The 12,806-nt window shown below is 64.2% G+C and carries 14 protein-coding genes; 12 read left to right on the top strand and 2 right to left on the bottom strand.

The features are described from left to right. The first annotated feature begins 100 nt into the window (after positions 1-100). Positions 101-934: a sulfotransferase domain-containing protein gene (locus FIU85_RS03840; RefSeq protein WP_152495914.1), complete on the top strand. Its 834-nt coding sequence runs from the start codon at positions 101-103 to the stop codon at positions 932-934. Next, positions 927-1,793 (top strand): sulfotransferase domain-containing protein, encoded by an 867-nt coding sequence (locus FIU85_RS03835; RefSeq protein ID WP_152495913.1) that lies wholly within the window; start codon positions 927-929, stop codon positions 1,791-1,793. The genes FIU85_RS03840 and FIU85_RS03835 overlap by 8 nt, the downstream gene beginning before the upstream one ends. Before the next feature lie 46 nt (positions 1,794-1,839). On the opposite strand, the gene FIU85_RS03830 is transcribed toward FIU85_RS03835, so the two are convergent. Together FIU85_RS03830 and FIU85_RS03825 are read right to left on the bottom strand one after the other, a co-directional pair. Next, the gene (locus FIU85_RS03830) at positions 1,840-2,682 is read right to left on the bottom strand and encodes a 3-keto-5-aminohexanoate cleavage protein (protein WP_152495912.1); all 843 of its coding nucleotides are present in this window, start codon (positions 2,680-2,682) and stop codon (positions 1,840-1,842) included. Positions 2,683-2,800: 118 nt separating this feature from the next. Beyond that, a complete protein-coding gene (locus FIU85_RS03825; protein WP_152495911.1) occupies positions 2,801-3,382 on the bottom strand; it encodes a YceI family protein in 582 nt (193 codons plus the stop codon). A gap of 58 nt (positions 3,383-3,440) precedes the next feature. On the opposite strand from FIU85_RS03825, the gene FIU85_RS03820 reads away from it, so the two are divergent. The 10 genes from FIU85_RS03820 to FIU85_RS03775 all read left to right on the top strand — a co-directional run bounded on the left by FIU85_RS03820 (position 3,441) and on the right by FIU85_RS03775 (position 12,799). Next, positions 3,441-4,211 (top strand): endonuclease/exonuclease/phosphatase family protein, encoded by a 771-nt coding sequence (locus tag FIU85_RS03820; RefSeq protein WP_368372975.1) that lies wholly within the window; start codon positions 3,441-3,443, stop codon positions 4,209-4,211. 80 nt (positions 4,212-4,291) lie between these two features. Beyond that, the gene (locus FIU85_RS03815) at positions 4,292-5,017 is read left to right on the top strand and encodes a CDP-alcohol phosphatidyltransferase family protein (protein ID WP_254701819.1); all 726 of its coding nucleotides are present in this window, start codon (positions 4,292-4,294) and stop codon (positions 5,015-5,017) included. After that, positions 5,014-6,627, top strand: coding sequence for a sulfatase-like hydrolase/transferase (locus FIU85_RS03810; protein WP_152495909.1), 1,614 nt, complete (start codon positions 5,014-5,016; stop codon positions 6,625-6,627). Before FIU85_RS03815 ends, FIU85_RS03810 begins: the two co-directional genes overlap by 4 nt. Continuing rightward, positions 6,624-7,523 carry a lysylphosphatidylglycerol synthase transmembrane domain-containing protein gene (locus FIU85_RS03805; RefSeq protein ID WP_152495908.1) on the top strand — a complete coding sequence of 300 codons (900 nt, stop codon included), beginning with the start codon at positions 6,624-6,626 and terminating at the stop codon, positions 7,521-7,523. The genes FIU85_RS03810 and FIU85_RS03805 overlap by 4 nt, the downstream gene beginning before the upstream one ends. Beyond that, positions 7,520-8,572: a glycosyltransferase family 4 protein gene (locus FIU85_RS03800; protein ID WP_152495907.1), complete on the top strand. Its 1,053-nt coding sequence runs from the start codon at positions 7,520-7,522 to the stop codon at positions 8,570-8,572. The genes FIU85_RS03805 and FIU85_RS03800 overlap by 4 nt, the downstream gene beginning before the upstream one ends. Before the next feature lie 63 nt (positions 8,573-8,635). After that, positions 8,636-9,031 carry a 6-carboxytetrahydropterin synthase gene (locus FIU85_RS03795; protein ID WP_152495906.1) on the top strand — a complete coding sequence of 132 codons (396 nt, stop codon included), beginning with the start codon at positions 8,636-8,638 and terminating at the stop codon, positions 9,029-9,031. Continuing rightward, complete coding sequence (locus FIU85_RS03790; protein WP_172978787.1) at positions 9,015-9,830, top strand: class I SAM-dependent methyltransferase; 816 nt, start codon at positions 9,015-9,017, stop codon at positions 9,828-9,830. Before FIU85_RS03795 ends, FIU85_RS03790 begins: the two co-directional genes overlap by 17 nt. Continuing rightward, positions 9,827-10,657, top strand: coding sequence for a RibD family protein (locus tag FIU85_RS03785; RefSeq protein ID WP_254702998.1), 831 nt, complete (start codon positions 9,827-9,829; stop codon positions 10,655-10,657). Before FIU85_RS03790 ends, FIU85_RS03785 begins: the two co-directional genes overlap by 4 nt. 52 nt (positions 10,658-10,709) lie before the next feature. Further along, a complete protein-coding gene (ribA, locus tag FIU85_RS03780) occupies positions 10,710-11,828 on the top strand; it encodes a GTP cyclohydrolase II (RefSeq protein WP_152495903.1) in 1,119 nt (372 codons plus the stop codon). Next, positions 11,825-12,799, top strand: a complete 975-nt coding sequence (locus FIU85_RS03775) for a zinc-binding alcohol dehydrogenase (RefSeq protein WP_152495902.1) — start codon at positions 11,825-11,827, stop codon at positions 12,797-12,799. The genes ribA and FIU85_RS03775 overlap by 4 nt, the downstream gene beginning before the upstream one ends. The last annotated feature ends 7 nt before the right edge of the window (positions 12,800-12,806 follow it).

Genomic DNA, 12,806 nt, shown 5'->3' with positions numbered 1-12,806 from the left:
AGCTTGAACGAGATTGAACGGCGGGGGAGTGTACTCTCCCGCCGTTTTCTTTTAGGGAACGGGCAACCGTTCCCTTTTTGATGTGCCACAAAGGATGGACATGAAACGAAGTATTGTTTGGTTGGCCTCTTACCCGAAATCCGGCAATACATGGATGCGGATTTTTCTGGCCAATTACCTGTCCGATTCGAAAGAACCTCTTAATATCAACCAGATCCAGCGATTTGGGTTTGGAGACTCGAAACCAGATCGTTACATGGCTGCGGCCGGCAGAAGGATCGACATAAACGATCCTGAAGCAACGCTTCAGGTGCGTGACCGGGTGTTGCAGGGTATCGTGGCAAACAACGCGGACGTGAACTTCGTAAAAACGCACAATTGTCGGAATCAGGCATTCGGTCATGAACTTATTCCGGCGCGATATACCAGACAGGCGATCTACATCCTGCGCAATCCTCTGGATATGGTTTTGTCATACGCCCGGCATTACGGCATGACACATGAGCAGACCGTTGAATTTATCGGCCGGACAGACAGTGCCAATCAGGCAGACGCCACAACCACCTGGCAGTTCCTGGGCAGTTGGAGCGATCACGTCAAGGATTGGACGCAAGGCGGTGCGTTCCCGGTCTTATCGCTGCGCTATGAGGACCTGCTGGATGAGCCCCAGACCCATTTCGCCAAGACGCTCGAGTTCCTGGGTGTGCCGGTCGTGCCTGATCGCCTCGAGCGGGCCATCCGCTTTGCAAGCTTCGATGAACTGAAGAAGCAGGAAGAGCAATCGGGCTTCCAGGAAAAATCCCCGAATTCGGAGCGGTTCTTCGCCAAGGGACAGGCGGGCCAGTGGAAGGACGACCTCGACCCCGCGCTGGTGACGAAGGTGCGGCGGGAGCATAAACGCATGATGAAGAAACACGGATATTACAGTGTCTGACCTGCGGCGTATCATCTGGCTGGCTTCGTTTCCGAAATCGGGCAACACTTGGCTGCGCAGCCTTCTGGCGCATTACTTCATGCCGCCCGGAATAGCGCCAGATATCAATAACTTGCGCCAGTTCACCACCGCCGATATCCGGCAGGATTTCTTTGACGCCGCCAATGGCGCGCCGTTCCGGGGCAAAAGCGTGGAAGACTGGCTGAAGGTGCGCACCAAGGCGCTGCACATGATCGCGGGATCCAAGCCGGGCAAGCATTTCGTCAAGACGCATTGCACGCCCGTCCGGGTGGGCCCGGTGGACCTGATTCCGCCAGAGGTCACGGCGGGGGCGCTTTACATCATGCGCAATCCCTTCGATGTCGCGCCGTCCTTTGCGAGACATACATCTGTCCCGATGGATGCCGCGATCACCAAGATGTGCGACCCGGAAAACGTGATGGGTACGCAAACGGGTATTCTGGATGCTCTGGGGCGGTGGGACGACCATGTCACCCGGTGGGCTACGGTGCCTGGAATGCCGCGACACCTGATCCGGTATGAGGACATGCTTGACCGGCCGGCCAAGACGATGGAGCGGTTGCTGGACTTTCTGAGCATCAAGCCCGACCGACCGAAACTGGCCAAAGCGATCAAGGCCACCAGTTTCGCGGCGATGAAGAAGCAGGAAGAAAAACACGGGTTCACCGAACGGCCCGCGGGGATGAAAAGCTTTTTCGCCAAGGGCAAAGCAGGCGGGTGGAAGGACGATCTGACGCCGGCGCAGGTGGGGCGGATCCGCGAAGAATTCGCGCCGGTGCTGGAACGGTGGTATCCCGAGATGCTGGATGAGACCGCCGAATTCGCCAGATCCGCCTGAGGCAACGCCTTAAGGAATTGCCACAACATTCTGAATTACAGGAATTTTACGCCGGACGCAGGCCGAGGGTTTCGCGCGTCTGGGCGATTGTGGCGACGGGCCGGTCGTATTTCGCACAGAGGTCGGCGGCACGCGCGATCAGCGCCGCGTTCGACGGTGCCAGCGTGTCGCGGTCGAGGCGTATGTTGTCTTCCAGCCCTGCACGAGTGTGGCCGCCCGCGGCTATGGCCCATTCGTTGACGACGATCTGATTTGCGCCGATCCCCGCGGCGCACCAATTGGCGTTTGGCACACGCTCCTGCATTGTGTTCACGTAGAAGTCGAACACCGCCTTGTCGGCGGGCATGGCGTTCTTCACGCCCATGACGAACTGGACATAGAGCTGGCCGGGCAGGACACCCGCGTCGTGCTTGGCAATCGCCTGCAGGATATGCGAGAGGTCGAAGGCCTCGACCTCGGGGGTGATGCCGTATGTCGTCATCTCGACCGCGAGCCAGTCCACGAGATCGGGCGGGTTTTCGTAGACGCGGCTGGGAAAATTGTTGGAGCCGACCGAGAGCGAGACCATGTCGGGCCGCAAGGACAGCATCCCGCCCCGTGCCTTGCCCGCGCCCGAGCGCCCGCCGGTCGAGAACTGGATCACGACGCCGGGGCAGTGCTTTTCCAGCCCCTCCTTGAGAGCCGCGAACCTCTCGGGGTCGGAGGAGGGCGACTCGTCGTCGTTGCGCACATGGGCGTGGATGATCGTGGCGCCGGCTTCGACCGCCGCGTGGCTGCTTTCGACCTGTTGGGTGACGGTGATCGGCACCGCCGGATTGTCGGACGTGCGGGGCACGGAGCCGGTGATCGCGCAGCACAGGATGCAGGGTTTGCCAGAGACGTCAGACATTGATCACGGTTTCTTTTTCGAATTGAACATGACTCCTGTGCGCGTAACTGCCATACCGAGGACGAATGGCCAAGGTGCGATCAACTGCATTTGCCGAGCCGGGAGGCTCATGTGCCGGCTAGTCCATGCGCATTGCTTCGGTCTCGATGTTGATGTCGACCGTGTCTCCCACCAATCCGTTCTCGACGCCGTAGGTCATGCCGAAATCGCTACGCTGGATGCTGGCATCCATCGACAGCCCGAGCACGAAGCGTTCGTGACCAAAAGGGTATGCCTCCGCCTTGTTCAACGTGACATTCAATGTGACCGGCTGTGTCTGGCCGAGGATGGTCAGTTCACCCTCGACCGTGCCTTCGGTGTCGGACGTTGGTGCGCCGCCATTCGCAGTAAAGGTGATTTCAGGATGATTGGACACGTCGAGGAAATCCGCCTTGCGCACATGTTCGTTGCGGGCATCGTGAAACGTGTCGACGCTTGTGGCGTCAATGGTCACGGTGACCTCGCCCAGTTCCTGCGTTTCGCTGTCGTATTGAAAACTGCCTTCGATCCCGGGGAAGATGCCGAGGGTCTTGGCATAGCCGACATGGTCAATTGTGAAATAGACCGAGGTGTGACTGGGGTCGAGTTCGTACCGGGCCATCTCGGCCTGGGCGGCGGCGGGCAGGGCGGCCAAGGCTGCGGCCAGCATTTGAATTCGCATGTTGTCTCCTATCTGTGGCATCCGGGGAATGACGGTTAATGGAAAGGTAGAGCGGCACGTGGCTCCTGCAACGGTGAAAACGGATAGGCCTGGTACCAGTCTGCGCTGTGTGAGTTGGAACGTGCACCGTGCGAAAGGCACGGATGGACGGGTCGACCCGGCGCGTGTGTGCGAAGCAATACGGACGGACTTGGCGCCGTGGACGCCAGACATGCTGGCGTTGCAGGAGGCAGACGAAGAATGCCGTCCGCATGGCCGGATCCTCGATGTGGCGGGGATCGCGGCGGATACCGGGCTGGAGTACCAGCACGACAGCGCGGCACTGCGCTGGGGACCGTCCAGCGACGGGTTCCTGGGGACGATCATGTTCCTGCATCCACGCTTCGACGTCTTGTATAGAGACGTCGTCGACCTGCCCGGGCATTGTCATCGCGGTGCGGTCGTTGTCGAGGCCGAGGCCGACGGAACGGCATTTCGAGTGATGTCGATGCATCTTTCGTTGTTTCAGCCCCTGCGGGTCGTGCAGATGCGGATCCTTGGGCAATACCTGTATCGCCGCCCCGAGATGCAGACCATCCTGCTGGGCGATTTCAATGAATGGCGCCCCTGGGGCGGGCTGATGTTCAATTCCCGGCTGCTTGGACGCGGGTTTCGCGGACCTGCAAGGCGCAGCTTTCCGTCGGGACGCCCGGTGTTGCCGCTCGACCGGATCCTGACGGACCGGGCCGGCGCTGTGAGGGAGGTCGAAACGGTGCGTACGCCGCAACTTCGGCTTGCCTCGGATCATTTGCCGATCCGGGGTATCGTGCACCTGGACGCGCCGAAATGATCGGTCGGTGGTGACCAAAATGTGATCTGGCCGCGAGTGTTGCACGTTCTATGTAAACCCACCAGTGGCAAGGATAAAGCATGGTCGACGTAACCCCACAACAGAATGGTCCCGGGATAAGTGTTCGTCCGCCGATGGCGGAGTTTGCCGCGACAGTGGCGCTGATGGGGCTGGGGCTGCTGGTGCTCTCCAGCACGGTGTTGTCGACGCCGCTGTGGTCCATCATGGCCTTCGGGATTTGCGTCGGACTGGTCTCGGTGGGCTTGCGCGGCGGATATCCCCACACGGTTTTCGGCCTGTGCAATACCGTGACGCTGGGCCGGGCCGCGCTTCTTTCCGTGCTGTTCGGCGCGTTGTTCGAGGTGAATGCGGTGTCGGCCTGGGTGGTCTTCTGGCTGGCACTGGTGATCCTCGCGCTCGACGGTGTCGATGGCTGGCTGGCGCGCCGCTCGCGGTTGAAGTCTGCCTTCGGAGCCCGGTTCGACATGGAAACGGACGCGGCGCTGGGGGCCTTGCTTGCGCTATGGTTGCTGATTTCAGGCAAGACCGGAGCCGAGATCCTGGTCCTGGGATTCATGCGCTATGGCTTCGTGCTGGCAGGTATGTTCTGGCCCGCGCTGCGCGCGGACTTGCCGGAATCGATGCGCCGCAAGACCATCTGCGTGGTGCAGATCGCGGCTCTGATTGCGTTGGTGTTTCCCCTGCTGCCGGCGGGCCTCGTGACACCGATCGCGGTGGCGGCAGCGGCCGTGCTGGCGATGTCATTCGCGGTGGACACGATCTGGTTGGTGCGACACCGCAAATGAGGCGGGCGCTGATCCTGATCTCCTCGGCGGGGCTGATGCTGTGCGTGCTGGCGTTGCCCAACCATCCCGGGCAGATGTCATTGTCGGGCGTGGCCTATTGGCCGATCGAGTTGTCGGTTCTGCTGTTCGCCATGCTGGCGGCGGGTCAGGTGCGTGGCCTGGCCACGGCGACAGCCTTGGCGCTGGTCGCGGTGACGGCGCTGAAGCTGGCGGATATGGCGAGTTTTGCGGCCTACAACCGCGGCTTCAATCCGGTGTCGGACCTCTTTCTGGTGGAGGCCGGATTGAGCCTGCTGAGGGACAGCATAGGGCCGATGCGCACCTTGCTGCTTGTTCTGGGCGCCTTCATGGCGACGGCGATCCTGTTCACGCTGTTGCGTGGCGGTCTGAAGGCGTGGCAACGGCTGGCGCTTCCGGCGCCGGCGAGAGCGCTGGCATTGGTTGGAGTCCTGGCGACGAGCGGTTGGGCGGTCGCCGATACCGGGCACCACCTGGGCTACTGGTCGTTCGCTCAAAGTCCGCCGGGGTCGGCCCGGACGACCCGGGTTGCCGTTGCGCGGATCGGCGATGCGCGGGAAACCGTGGCGGAACTGGCGCGGTTCAAACGGGCGGCGCAGGACGATCCGATGCGCGACATCGCGGGCGTTTTCGATCAGCTGCAGGGGCGGGACGTGTTGTTGATCTGGATCGAGAGCTATGGGCGCGCGAGTTTCGACAATCCGGAGTACGCAGGCACGCACAGCGCGACGCTGCGCGCCGCTGAAGCGGACCTGCGCGAGGCAGGTCTGGCGATGAAGAGCGGCTGGCTTACCTCGCCCACGGCGGGTGGTCAGAGCTGGCTTGCCCATGGCGCGCTGCACAGCGGATTGTGGACGTCGGACAATGCGCGGTACAGCGCGATGATCGCCAGCGGGCAGAAATGGCTGTTTCACTTCGCGCAGGCGGCGGGATATCGCACCGCCGCGGTCATGCCCGCGATCACGATGGCCTGGCCGGAAAGCGCGGCCATGGGGTTCGACCTTGTCTTCGAGGCCGAGGACATCCCCTACGAGGGCGCGCCGTTCAACTGGGTCACGATGCCCGACCAGTTCACGCTGGCCGCCTATGGCGACCTTCTGGCCGAAGACCCGCGCCCCGATTTCGTGCAGATCGCGTTGATTTCGTCTCATGCGCCGTGGACGCCGGTGCCGCGGATGCTGCCCTGGGAGGCCATCGGCGACGGGTCCGAGTTCAGCGACATGGCGGGGCAGGGTCCGTCCCCGCGAGAGCTGTGGAAGGATCGCGACGCGGTGCGCGATGCGTATCGAAGATCGGTGGATTACGCGCTGCAGGCGGTCTTTTCCCACGTGGCGCGTCTGGGGGAGGCCGCACCGCTGGTCATTGTCGCCGGCGACCATCAAGCGGCGGGGTTCGTGGCGGGCAGCGACAACAAGGACGTGCCGGTACACATGATCGCGCCGCCGGAGGTCTTGGGGTTCGTCGAGGCGTGGGGCTGGAGCGATGGCCTGATCCCGTCCGCCGCCGCGCCGGTGCGCCGGATGGACAGCTTTCGCGACGATTTCATCCGGGCGTTCACGTCGATGGAACAGATTGCAGGTGTCAGGGAATGAGAGCCTGGGCACTGAAACTGCTGGCGTCGGCGGGATTGATGGCGGCGATGCTATGGTGGACGGACACGGAAGAAGTGGCCGGACGCCTGGCCAAGGCGGATTGGACATGGCTGGCGGCAAGTCTCGGGGCCTTGACGCTTGCGACCGTTTCCATGGCCCGCCGCTGGCAACTGACCGCGCGCGCGCTGGATATCCGGATCGGATTTGGCGTCGCGTTGCGGGAGTATTACCTGGCGCAGTTGATCAATTCGGTCCTGCCCGGCGGCGTTCTGGGAGATGTGGGCCGTGCTGTGCGGGTACGCCGTCAAGCCGATTGGGCGCGTGCCGGACAGTCGGTTGCCGCCGAGCGACTGATGGGGCAGGTGGCAATGTTCACCCTGCTGAGCCTTGGTCTGGTCGGTGCCGTGATCGTGCCGGGCGGCACGGTGTGGCCGGGCGGTGTCTGGACCCTTTTGCTGATCATGCCTCTTTTGTGCGGCGTGGCCCTGTGGGTGGCACGGCAATTTCCCGCAACCAGGTCGTTTCCGGGGCTGATCCGGCGGCTGCTCGGGCACCGCAGGATCGTTCTGCATGCATTTTTCGGCGCGGGGCTGTTGGTTTTTGCACTCTACGCCTGCGCGCTGGCCACCGGGTCGGTCATACCGGCCGCCGGCCTGTTGACGGTTCTGCCGCTGGTCTTCTGCGCGATGCTTGTGCCGCTTTCGATTGCCGGCTGGGGATGGCGCGAAGGGGCAGCAGCGGCGCTGTTCCCGCTGATCGGCCTCACGTCCGATGCGGGTGTGGCCATGGGCATCTGCTATGGCGCGATGATGCTGATCGCGACCTTGCCGGCGCTGGTACTTCTTTGGGCGCCGAGTGCGAGCGCATCCGCGGCAGGGGAGGCCGCATCGCAATGACCCGCGCCGTTTTCGCCATTCCCGGAGACAAGGAGCAGCGCACCGGAGGGTACATCTATGACGCGACCGTGCTACGTCGGTTGAACGCTTTGGGGTATGATACCGCGCATGTGCAGTTGCCGGACAGCTTTCCTGACCCATCTTCCATGGACATGCAGAAGACGTTCGATGCCCTGGCGGCGATCCCGCGCTCTTGTCCTACCATCGTGGACGGGCTGGCGCTGGGCGCGTTGGATCCGGCAGGACTGTGCCGTGTCGCCGCGCCGATCGTCGGGATGGTGCATCACCCGCTGGGTCTGGAAAGCGGTCTGCCCGCAGACCGCGCCCGACGCCTTCTGGACAACGAGGCGGAGGTGCTGCGTCACGTGGCACATGTGATCGTGCCGAGCCAGCACATCGCGGACACCGTGGAGCGGGAGCTTGGGGTCGCGCGGGACCGCTTGACCGTGGCGCCGCCGGGGTTCGAGCAACTGGACGAGGACACCCGGACGGAGCCTGCCAAGGCGATGCCACCGTTGATCCTTTCGGTGGGTCTTTTGACGCCGAGGAAGGGGCATGATGTTCTTCTCAAAGCGCTCGCCCAACTGACCGACCTGGACTGGCATGCAGAAATCGTCGGCAAGGCGCATGAGGCCGAGACCGCCGAGAAGCTGCGCGCCGAAGCGGCGGCGCTGGGGCTTTCGGATCGCGTGCGGTTCGCCGGGGAGGTGAGCGAAGACGCGTTGCGACGCGCCTATGGCCGCGCAAGCGTGTTTGCCCTTGCGACCCGCTACGAGGGCTACGGCATGGTGTTGAGCGAGGCGATGCAGAACGGTTTGCCGGTCGTCTCGACCCGTGTGGGCGCGGTTCCCGAAACCGTAGGCGAGGCGGCGCTGCTGGTGGAGCCGGACGAGCCCCTGGCGCTGGCTGAGGCAATCAGAACCTTGCTGACATCGCCGGAAACCGCCCGAAGCTATGCCTGCGCCGCGCGAGACCGGGCGGCGTCGCTGCCCGACTGGACACATACGGCGCGTGTTTTCGCGGACGTTCTGGAACGGATTGGGTCATGAGCCTGTTACTCTTTCGAAAATGCGCGGCGCTCGTTCCGCATCACCCCGAAAAATGGAAGTTCCATGTTTGCAGTTGAAGTCCGCGATCACATCATGATCGCACATTCCTTGCCATCCCCCGTCTTCGGCCCGGCCCAAGGCCTGCACGGCGCGACCTTCGTCGTCGACGCAGCGTTCTATACAGAGGACCTGGACCCGAATGGCCTGGTGGTCGACATCGGCCTTGCGACCGAAGCCCTGAACGCGGCGCTGGAGCCGCTGAAATACGGCAATCTCGACGACAAGCCGGAATTCGACGGCAAGATCACCACGACCGAGTTCCTGTGCCACCACATATGGACGCAGCTTCGGGATACGGTCAAATCGAAGGGCCTGGGCGATGACGGACGTGTCAGGCGCATCCGGGTCCAGCTTCATGAAAGTCACGTGGCGCGTGGGTGGTATGAATCGGATATCTGACACGCAATTCCAGCCCGACTGGCTGAGCCTGCGCGAACCGGCGGACCACGCGGCGCGGGCCCCCGAATTGCTGCGCGAGGCCGTGTCATTGATGGCGCCCGGAACGCGGGTCGTGGATCTTGGCAGCGGCACCGGATCGACGGCACGCGCGTTTGCCGCCGCAGGGTTCGAGACGATGAGTTGGCGCTTTCTGGACACGGATGAAAGCCACTTGCAGGTGGCCAAGGCGCGGCATCCGGCGGCCGACTGCGCGATGTGCAGCGTGGAGGATGTGCAGGCGCTTCCGCTCGAGGATGCGGGGTTTGTCACCACGTCCGCGCTTCTGGACCTGATGAGCGCCGCTTGGGCGGACGCGTTGGCGAAACGGTTGGCGGCGGCATCCATCCCGTTTTACGCGGCACTCAGCTTCGATGGCCGAATGGAGTGGGACCCGGGCTTGCCGGCGGATTCCGACATCGTGCAAGCGTTCAACCGGCATCAGCGCGGCGCCAAGGGGGGGCAGGTCGCGATGGGGCCGGACGCCGCCGTGCAGACGGCGCAGGCCTTTGAGGCAAACGGTTTCGAAGTCAGGCTTGCGGACAGCGCGTGGCATCTTGGCCCGGACGATGCGGCCTTGCAGGCAGAGTTCGTGGCCGGCGTCGCGGTTGCGGCCGCCGAGGCCGGGGAAACGCAGGCCGAAAGCTGGGCCGAAGCGAGACGCAGAACAGTCAATCACACAGCCCTCGTGGTAGGGCACCGCGACCTGTTGGCGATCCCGGATGGACCGCCTGCGGAGACATTGCGGGAACCCCGGAGATGAGCATGGACGCACTGGATGTCACACCAAGGGTCTGGGCCCGTATCCTCGCCGCGCGGAACGACGAAGCGTGCTTGTGCTGCGGCGACTGGAGTTCCGGCGAGCGCGCCGCATTGACGCTTTACGGGGGGCTGACGCGGACATTGAGCGGCCAAAGCGTGGTGGCACAGATCGGCCAGTCGCTGGACGGGCGCGTCGCGACCGAGTCGGGTGATGCGCAGGATATTTCCGGCAAGGACGGGCTGGCGCATCTGCATCGCCTTCGGGCGCTGGCGGATGCGGTGGTGATCGGCGTGAAGACCGCGCTGCACGACAATCCGCGCCTGACCGTCAGGCTGGCCAAGGGGCGCAATCCGGCCCGCGTGGTGATCGACCCGAACGGACGGCTGCCCAATGACGCCGGCTTGCTGACGGATACGAGCGCGCGGCGCATCGTCATCCAGGCGGTGGACACGCCGCGTCCCGCCGACGTCGAGGTGATCCGTCTGCCGCGCGGCGCCTGGATATCGCCGGCGCAGATCCTGGCGGCCCTGCGCGGCCTAGGCCTTTACCATGTTCTGGTCGAGGGCGGGGGGATCACGATCGCGCAGTTCCTCGAGGCCGGTCTGCTGACCCGGCTGCACGTGGCCGTGGCACCGCTGCTGATCGGGGCGGGGCCCGCGGGCCTCAAGACCTCGCCGGTGCCCTGCCTGGCCGAGGCGTTGCGTCCCAAGACCGAGGTCTACAGCCTTGGCTCCGACGTTCTTTTCGACTGTGCGCTGGCGCCCGAGCCGCCTGCCGAAATGCTGTGGCCGCATCGCCTGAGCGACCGCCCGGCTTTGCGGCACTGAAATTGCTTTTCGAATGTCCCTATCCGCCCCTGATAATCTGAGAGTGTGTTCCATGTCGCCAGTACCTGAAAGTCTTCGACCCAGTATCGCGGAACGCCTGAGCCGGGCGAGCGCCGATCTGCGCCTTGGTCTGCCATGCCTTGTGGCCGACGCGGGGGCGCGGGCGGTCGTGGTGGCGATCGAACCGCTGACCCAGGAGCGTCTGGATGCGCTGCGCGAGATGTTCGGCGTGCCCGAGCTTGTCCTGACCGGGAACCGGGCGCGCGCGGCCATGGCACCTGTGCAAAGCGCCGATGTGACCGATGGCCCGGTGCGTATCCACCCGCCGAAACAGGCCGATATCGGCTGGTTCATGCGCCTGGCGGATGCCGGACAAGATGCGGCGGCGGGGCCTGTCGCACCGCTGCATCGCGTGCGATCTGAGGAGTCGCGCCTGCATGGCGTGGCGCTGAGCCTGGTGAAATCGGCAGAGCTGCTGCCGGCGGCGTTGGTGTTCGACGTGGCGCGGACCGCCGATTTGCCCGTGGAGCTGGCCATGACGCACGTGGACGTGGCAGAGACGCTCGGACATCTGGAAAAGGCGCCGGTGCTGTCGCACGTCGCGGCGGCCGGCCTGCCGGTCGAGGCGCATGACGCAGGCCGGTTGCACGTTTTTCGCGACCCGGACGGGCGGACCGAGCATTACGCGTTCGAAATCGGAACGCCGGATCCGGCGGGGCCGGTGCTGGCCCGACTGCACTCGGCCTGCTTTACGGGGGACGTGCTGGGCAGTCTGAAATGCGATTGCGGCCCGCAGCTGCGCGCCGCGATGCTGCGGATGGGCGAGGAAGGCGCCGGCCTTCTGCTCTACCTCAATCAGGAAGGGCGCGGAATCGGGCTGGCCAACAAGATGCGGGTCTATGATTTGCAGGCGCAGGGCCTCGATACCGTGGATGCCAATCATACGCTGGGGTTTGAGGACGACGAGCGCGATTTCCGCGTGGCCGCTGTCATCCTGCGGCAGCTTGGCGTCGGGAAGGTGCGTCTTTTGACTAACAATCCGGCCAAGGTGCGGACCTTCCGGGCACAGGGGATCGAGGTCGTGGAGCAACTGCCGCTGCGGGTCGGAAAGAACATTCACAACAGCGGCTATCTATCTGTGAAAGCGCTGAAATCCGGGCACGCACTTTGAGTACTGACGACGCCCGGGCATTGTGGATCGTTGACAGGCAGACGGTCGAGCTGCGGGCGGTCGATGTCCGTGCGGGACCGGAGGATGTTGTGATCGAGACCCTCTTCAGCGGGATCAGCCGCGGCACCGAGCGGCTTGTCTGGAGCGGGGGTGTACCGGCCAGCGAGCACGAAACCATGCGAGCCCCGTTTCAGCAGGGTGGGTTCAGCTTTCCGGTGAAATACGGGTACGCCGCGGTGGGCACCGTGCAGGGGGGCGAACGGGCGGGCGAGACCGTTTTCGTGCTGCATCCGCACCAGACGCAGTTCGCCGTGCCGTCCGAGGCCGCGTGCCCGGTGCCCGACACGGTGCCGGCGGCGCGCGCGGTGCTTGCCGCCAACATGGAAACGGCGCTGAACATCACGTGGGACGCGTGTGTGGCGCCGGGCGACAGGGTCAGCGTGATCGGTGCCGGCGTGGTGGGTCTGTTGACGGGTTATGTCTGCGCGCGGATCCCGGGAACCGAGGTGACGATGGTGGATGTCGATCCGCGCAAGGCGGCACTGGCCGACGCGATGGGCTGCGGTTTCTCGCAGCCGGCAGAGGCGGCAGGCGACAGGGACGTGGTCATCCACGCGTCGGCGACGGCGGAGGGTCTGGCAACGGCCATTGCGCTGGCGGGCATGGAGGCACGGGTTGTCGAGGCAAGCTGGTTCGGCACCAAGACGCCCGAGGTGCCCCTGGGGGGTGCGTTCCATCAGCGCCGTCTTCAGATCGTCAGTAGCCAGGTCGGACAGGTGCCCGCGGACAGGCGCGTCAGGTGGAGTTATCGCAGGCGGCTGGAAAAGGCGTTGGATCTTCTTGCGGACCCGGCGCTGGATGTCCTGGTGTCGGGCGAGTCACCTTTCGATCAGATTGCCCAGGATTACGGCGCGATCCTCGAGGACCCGTCCACGTTGTGCCACCGCGTCCGTTACGCCCCCGCGCTTTAGACGGTCG

Source organism: Roseovarius sp. THAF8 (genome assembly GCF_009363735.1).
Lineage (GTDB): Bacteria > Pseudomonadota > Alphaproteobacteria > Rhodobacterales > Rhodobacteraceae > Roseovarius.
The sequence above is the reverse complement of the archived record's forward strand: the minus strand, read 5'-3'. Positions and strand labels throughout refer to the sequence as shown.

Coding starts and splice junctions, on each gene's coding strand:
- FIU85_RS03810 (WP_152495909.1), top strand. CDS start 5,014: ATGAGGCGGGCGCTGATCCTGATCTCCTCGGCGGGGCTGATGCTGTGC.
- FIU85_RS03795 (WP_152495906.1), top strand. CDS start 8,636: ATGTTTGCAGTTGAAGTCCGCGATCACATCATGATCGCACATTCCTTG.
- ribA (WP_152495903.1), top strand. CDS start 10,710: ATGTCGCCAGTACCTGAAAGTCTTCGACCCAGTATCGCGGAACGCCTG.
- FIU85_RS03800 (WP_152495907.1), top strand. CDS start 7,520: ATGACCCGCGCCGTTTTCGCCATTCCCGGAGACAAGGAGCAGCGCACC.
- FIU85_RS03790 (WP_172978787.1), top strand. CDS start 9,015: ATGAATCGGATATCTGACACGCAATTCCAGCCCGACTGGCTGAGCCTG.
- FIU85_RS03825 (WP_152495911.1), bottom strand. CDS start 3,382: ATGCGAATTCAAATGCTGGCCGCAGCCTTGGCCGCCCTGCCCGCCGCC.
- FIU85_RS03815 (WP_254701819.1), top strand. CDS start 4,292: ATGGTCGACGTAACCCCACAACAGAATGGTCCCGGGATAAGTGTTCGT.
- FIU85_RS03805 (WP_152495908.1), top strand. CDS start 6,624: ATGAGAGCCTGGGCACTGAAACTGCTGGCGTCGGCGGGATTGATGGCG.
- FIU85_RS03785 (WP_254702998.1), top strand. CDS start 9,827: ATGAGCATGGACGCACTGGATGTCACACCAAGGGTCTGGGCCCGTATC.
- FIU85_RS03830 (WP_152495912.1), bottom strand. CDS start 2,682: ATGTCTGACGTCTCTGGCAAACCCTGCATCCTGTGCTGCGCGATCACC.
- FIU85_RS03840 (WP_152495914.1), top strand. CDS start 101: ATGAAACGAAGTATTGTTTGGTTGGCCTCTTACCCGAAATCCGGCAAT.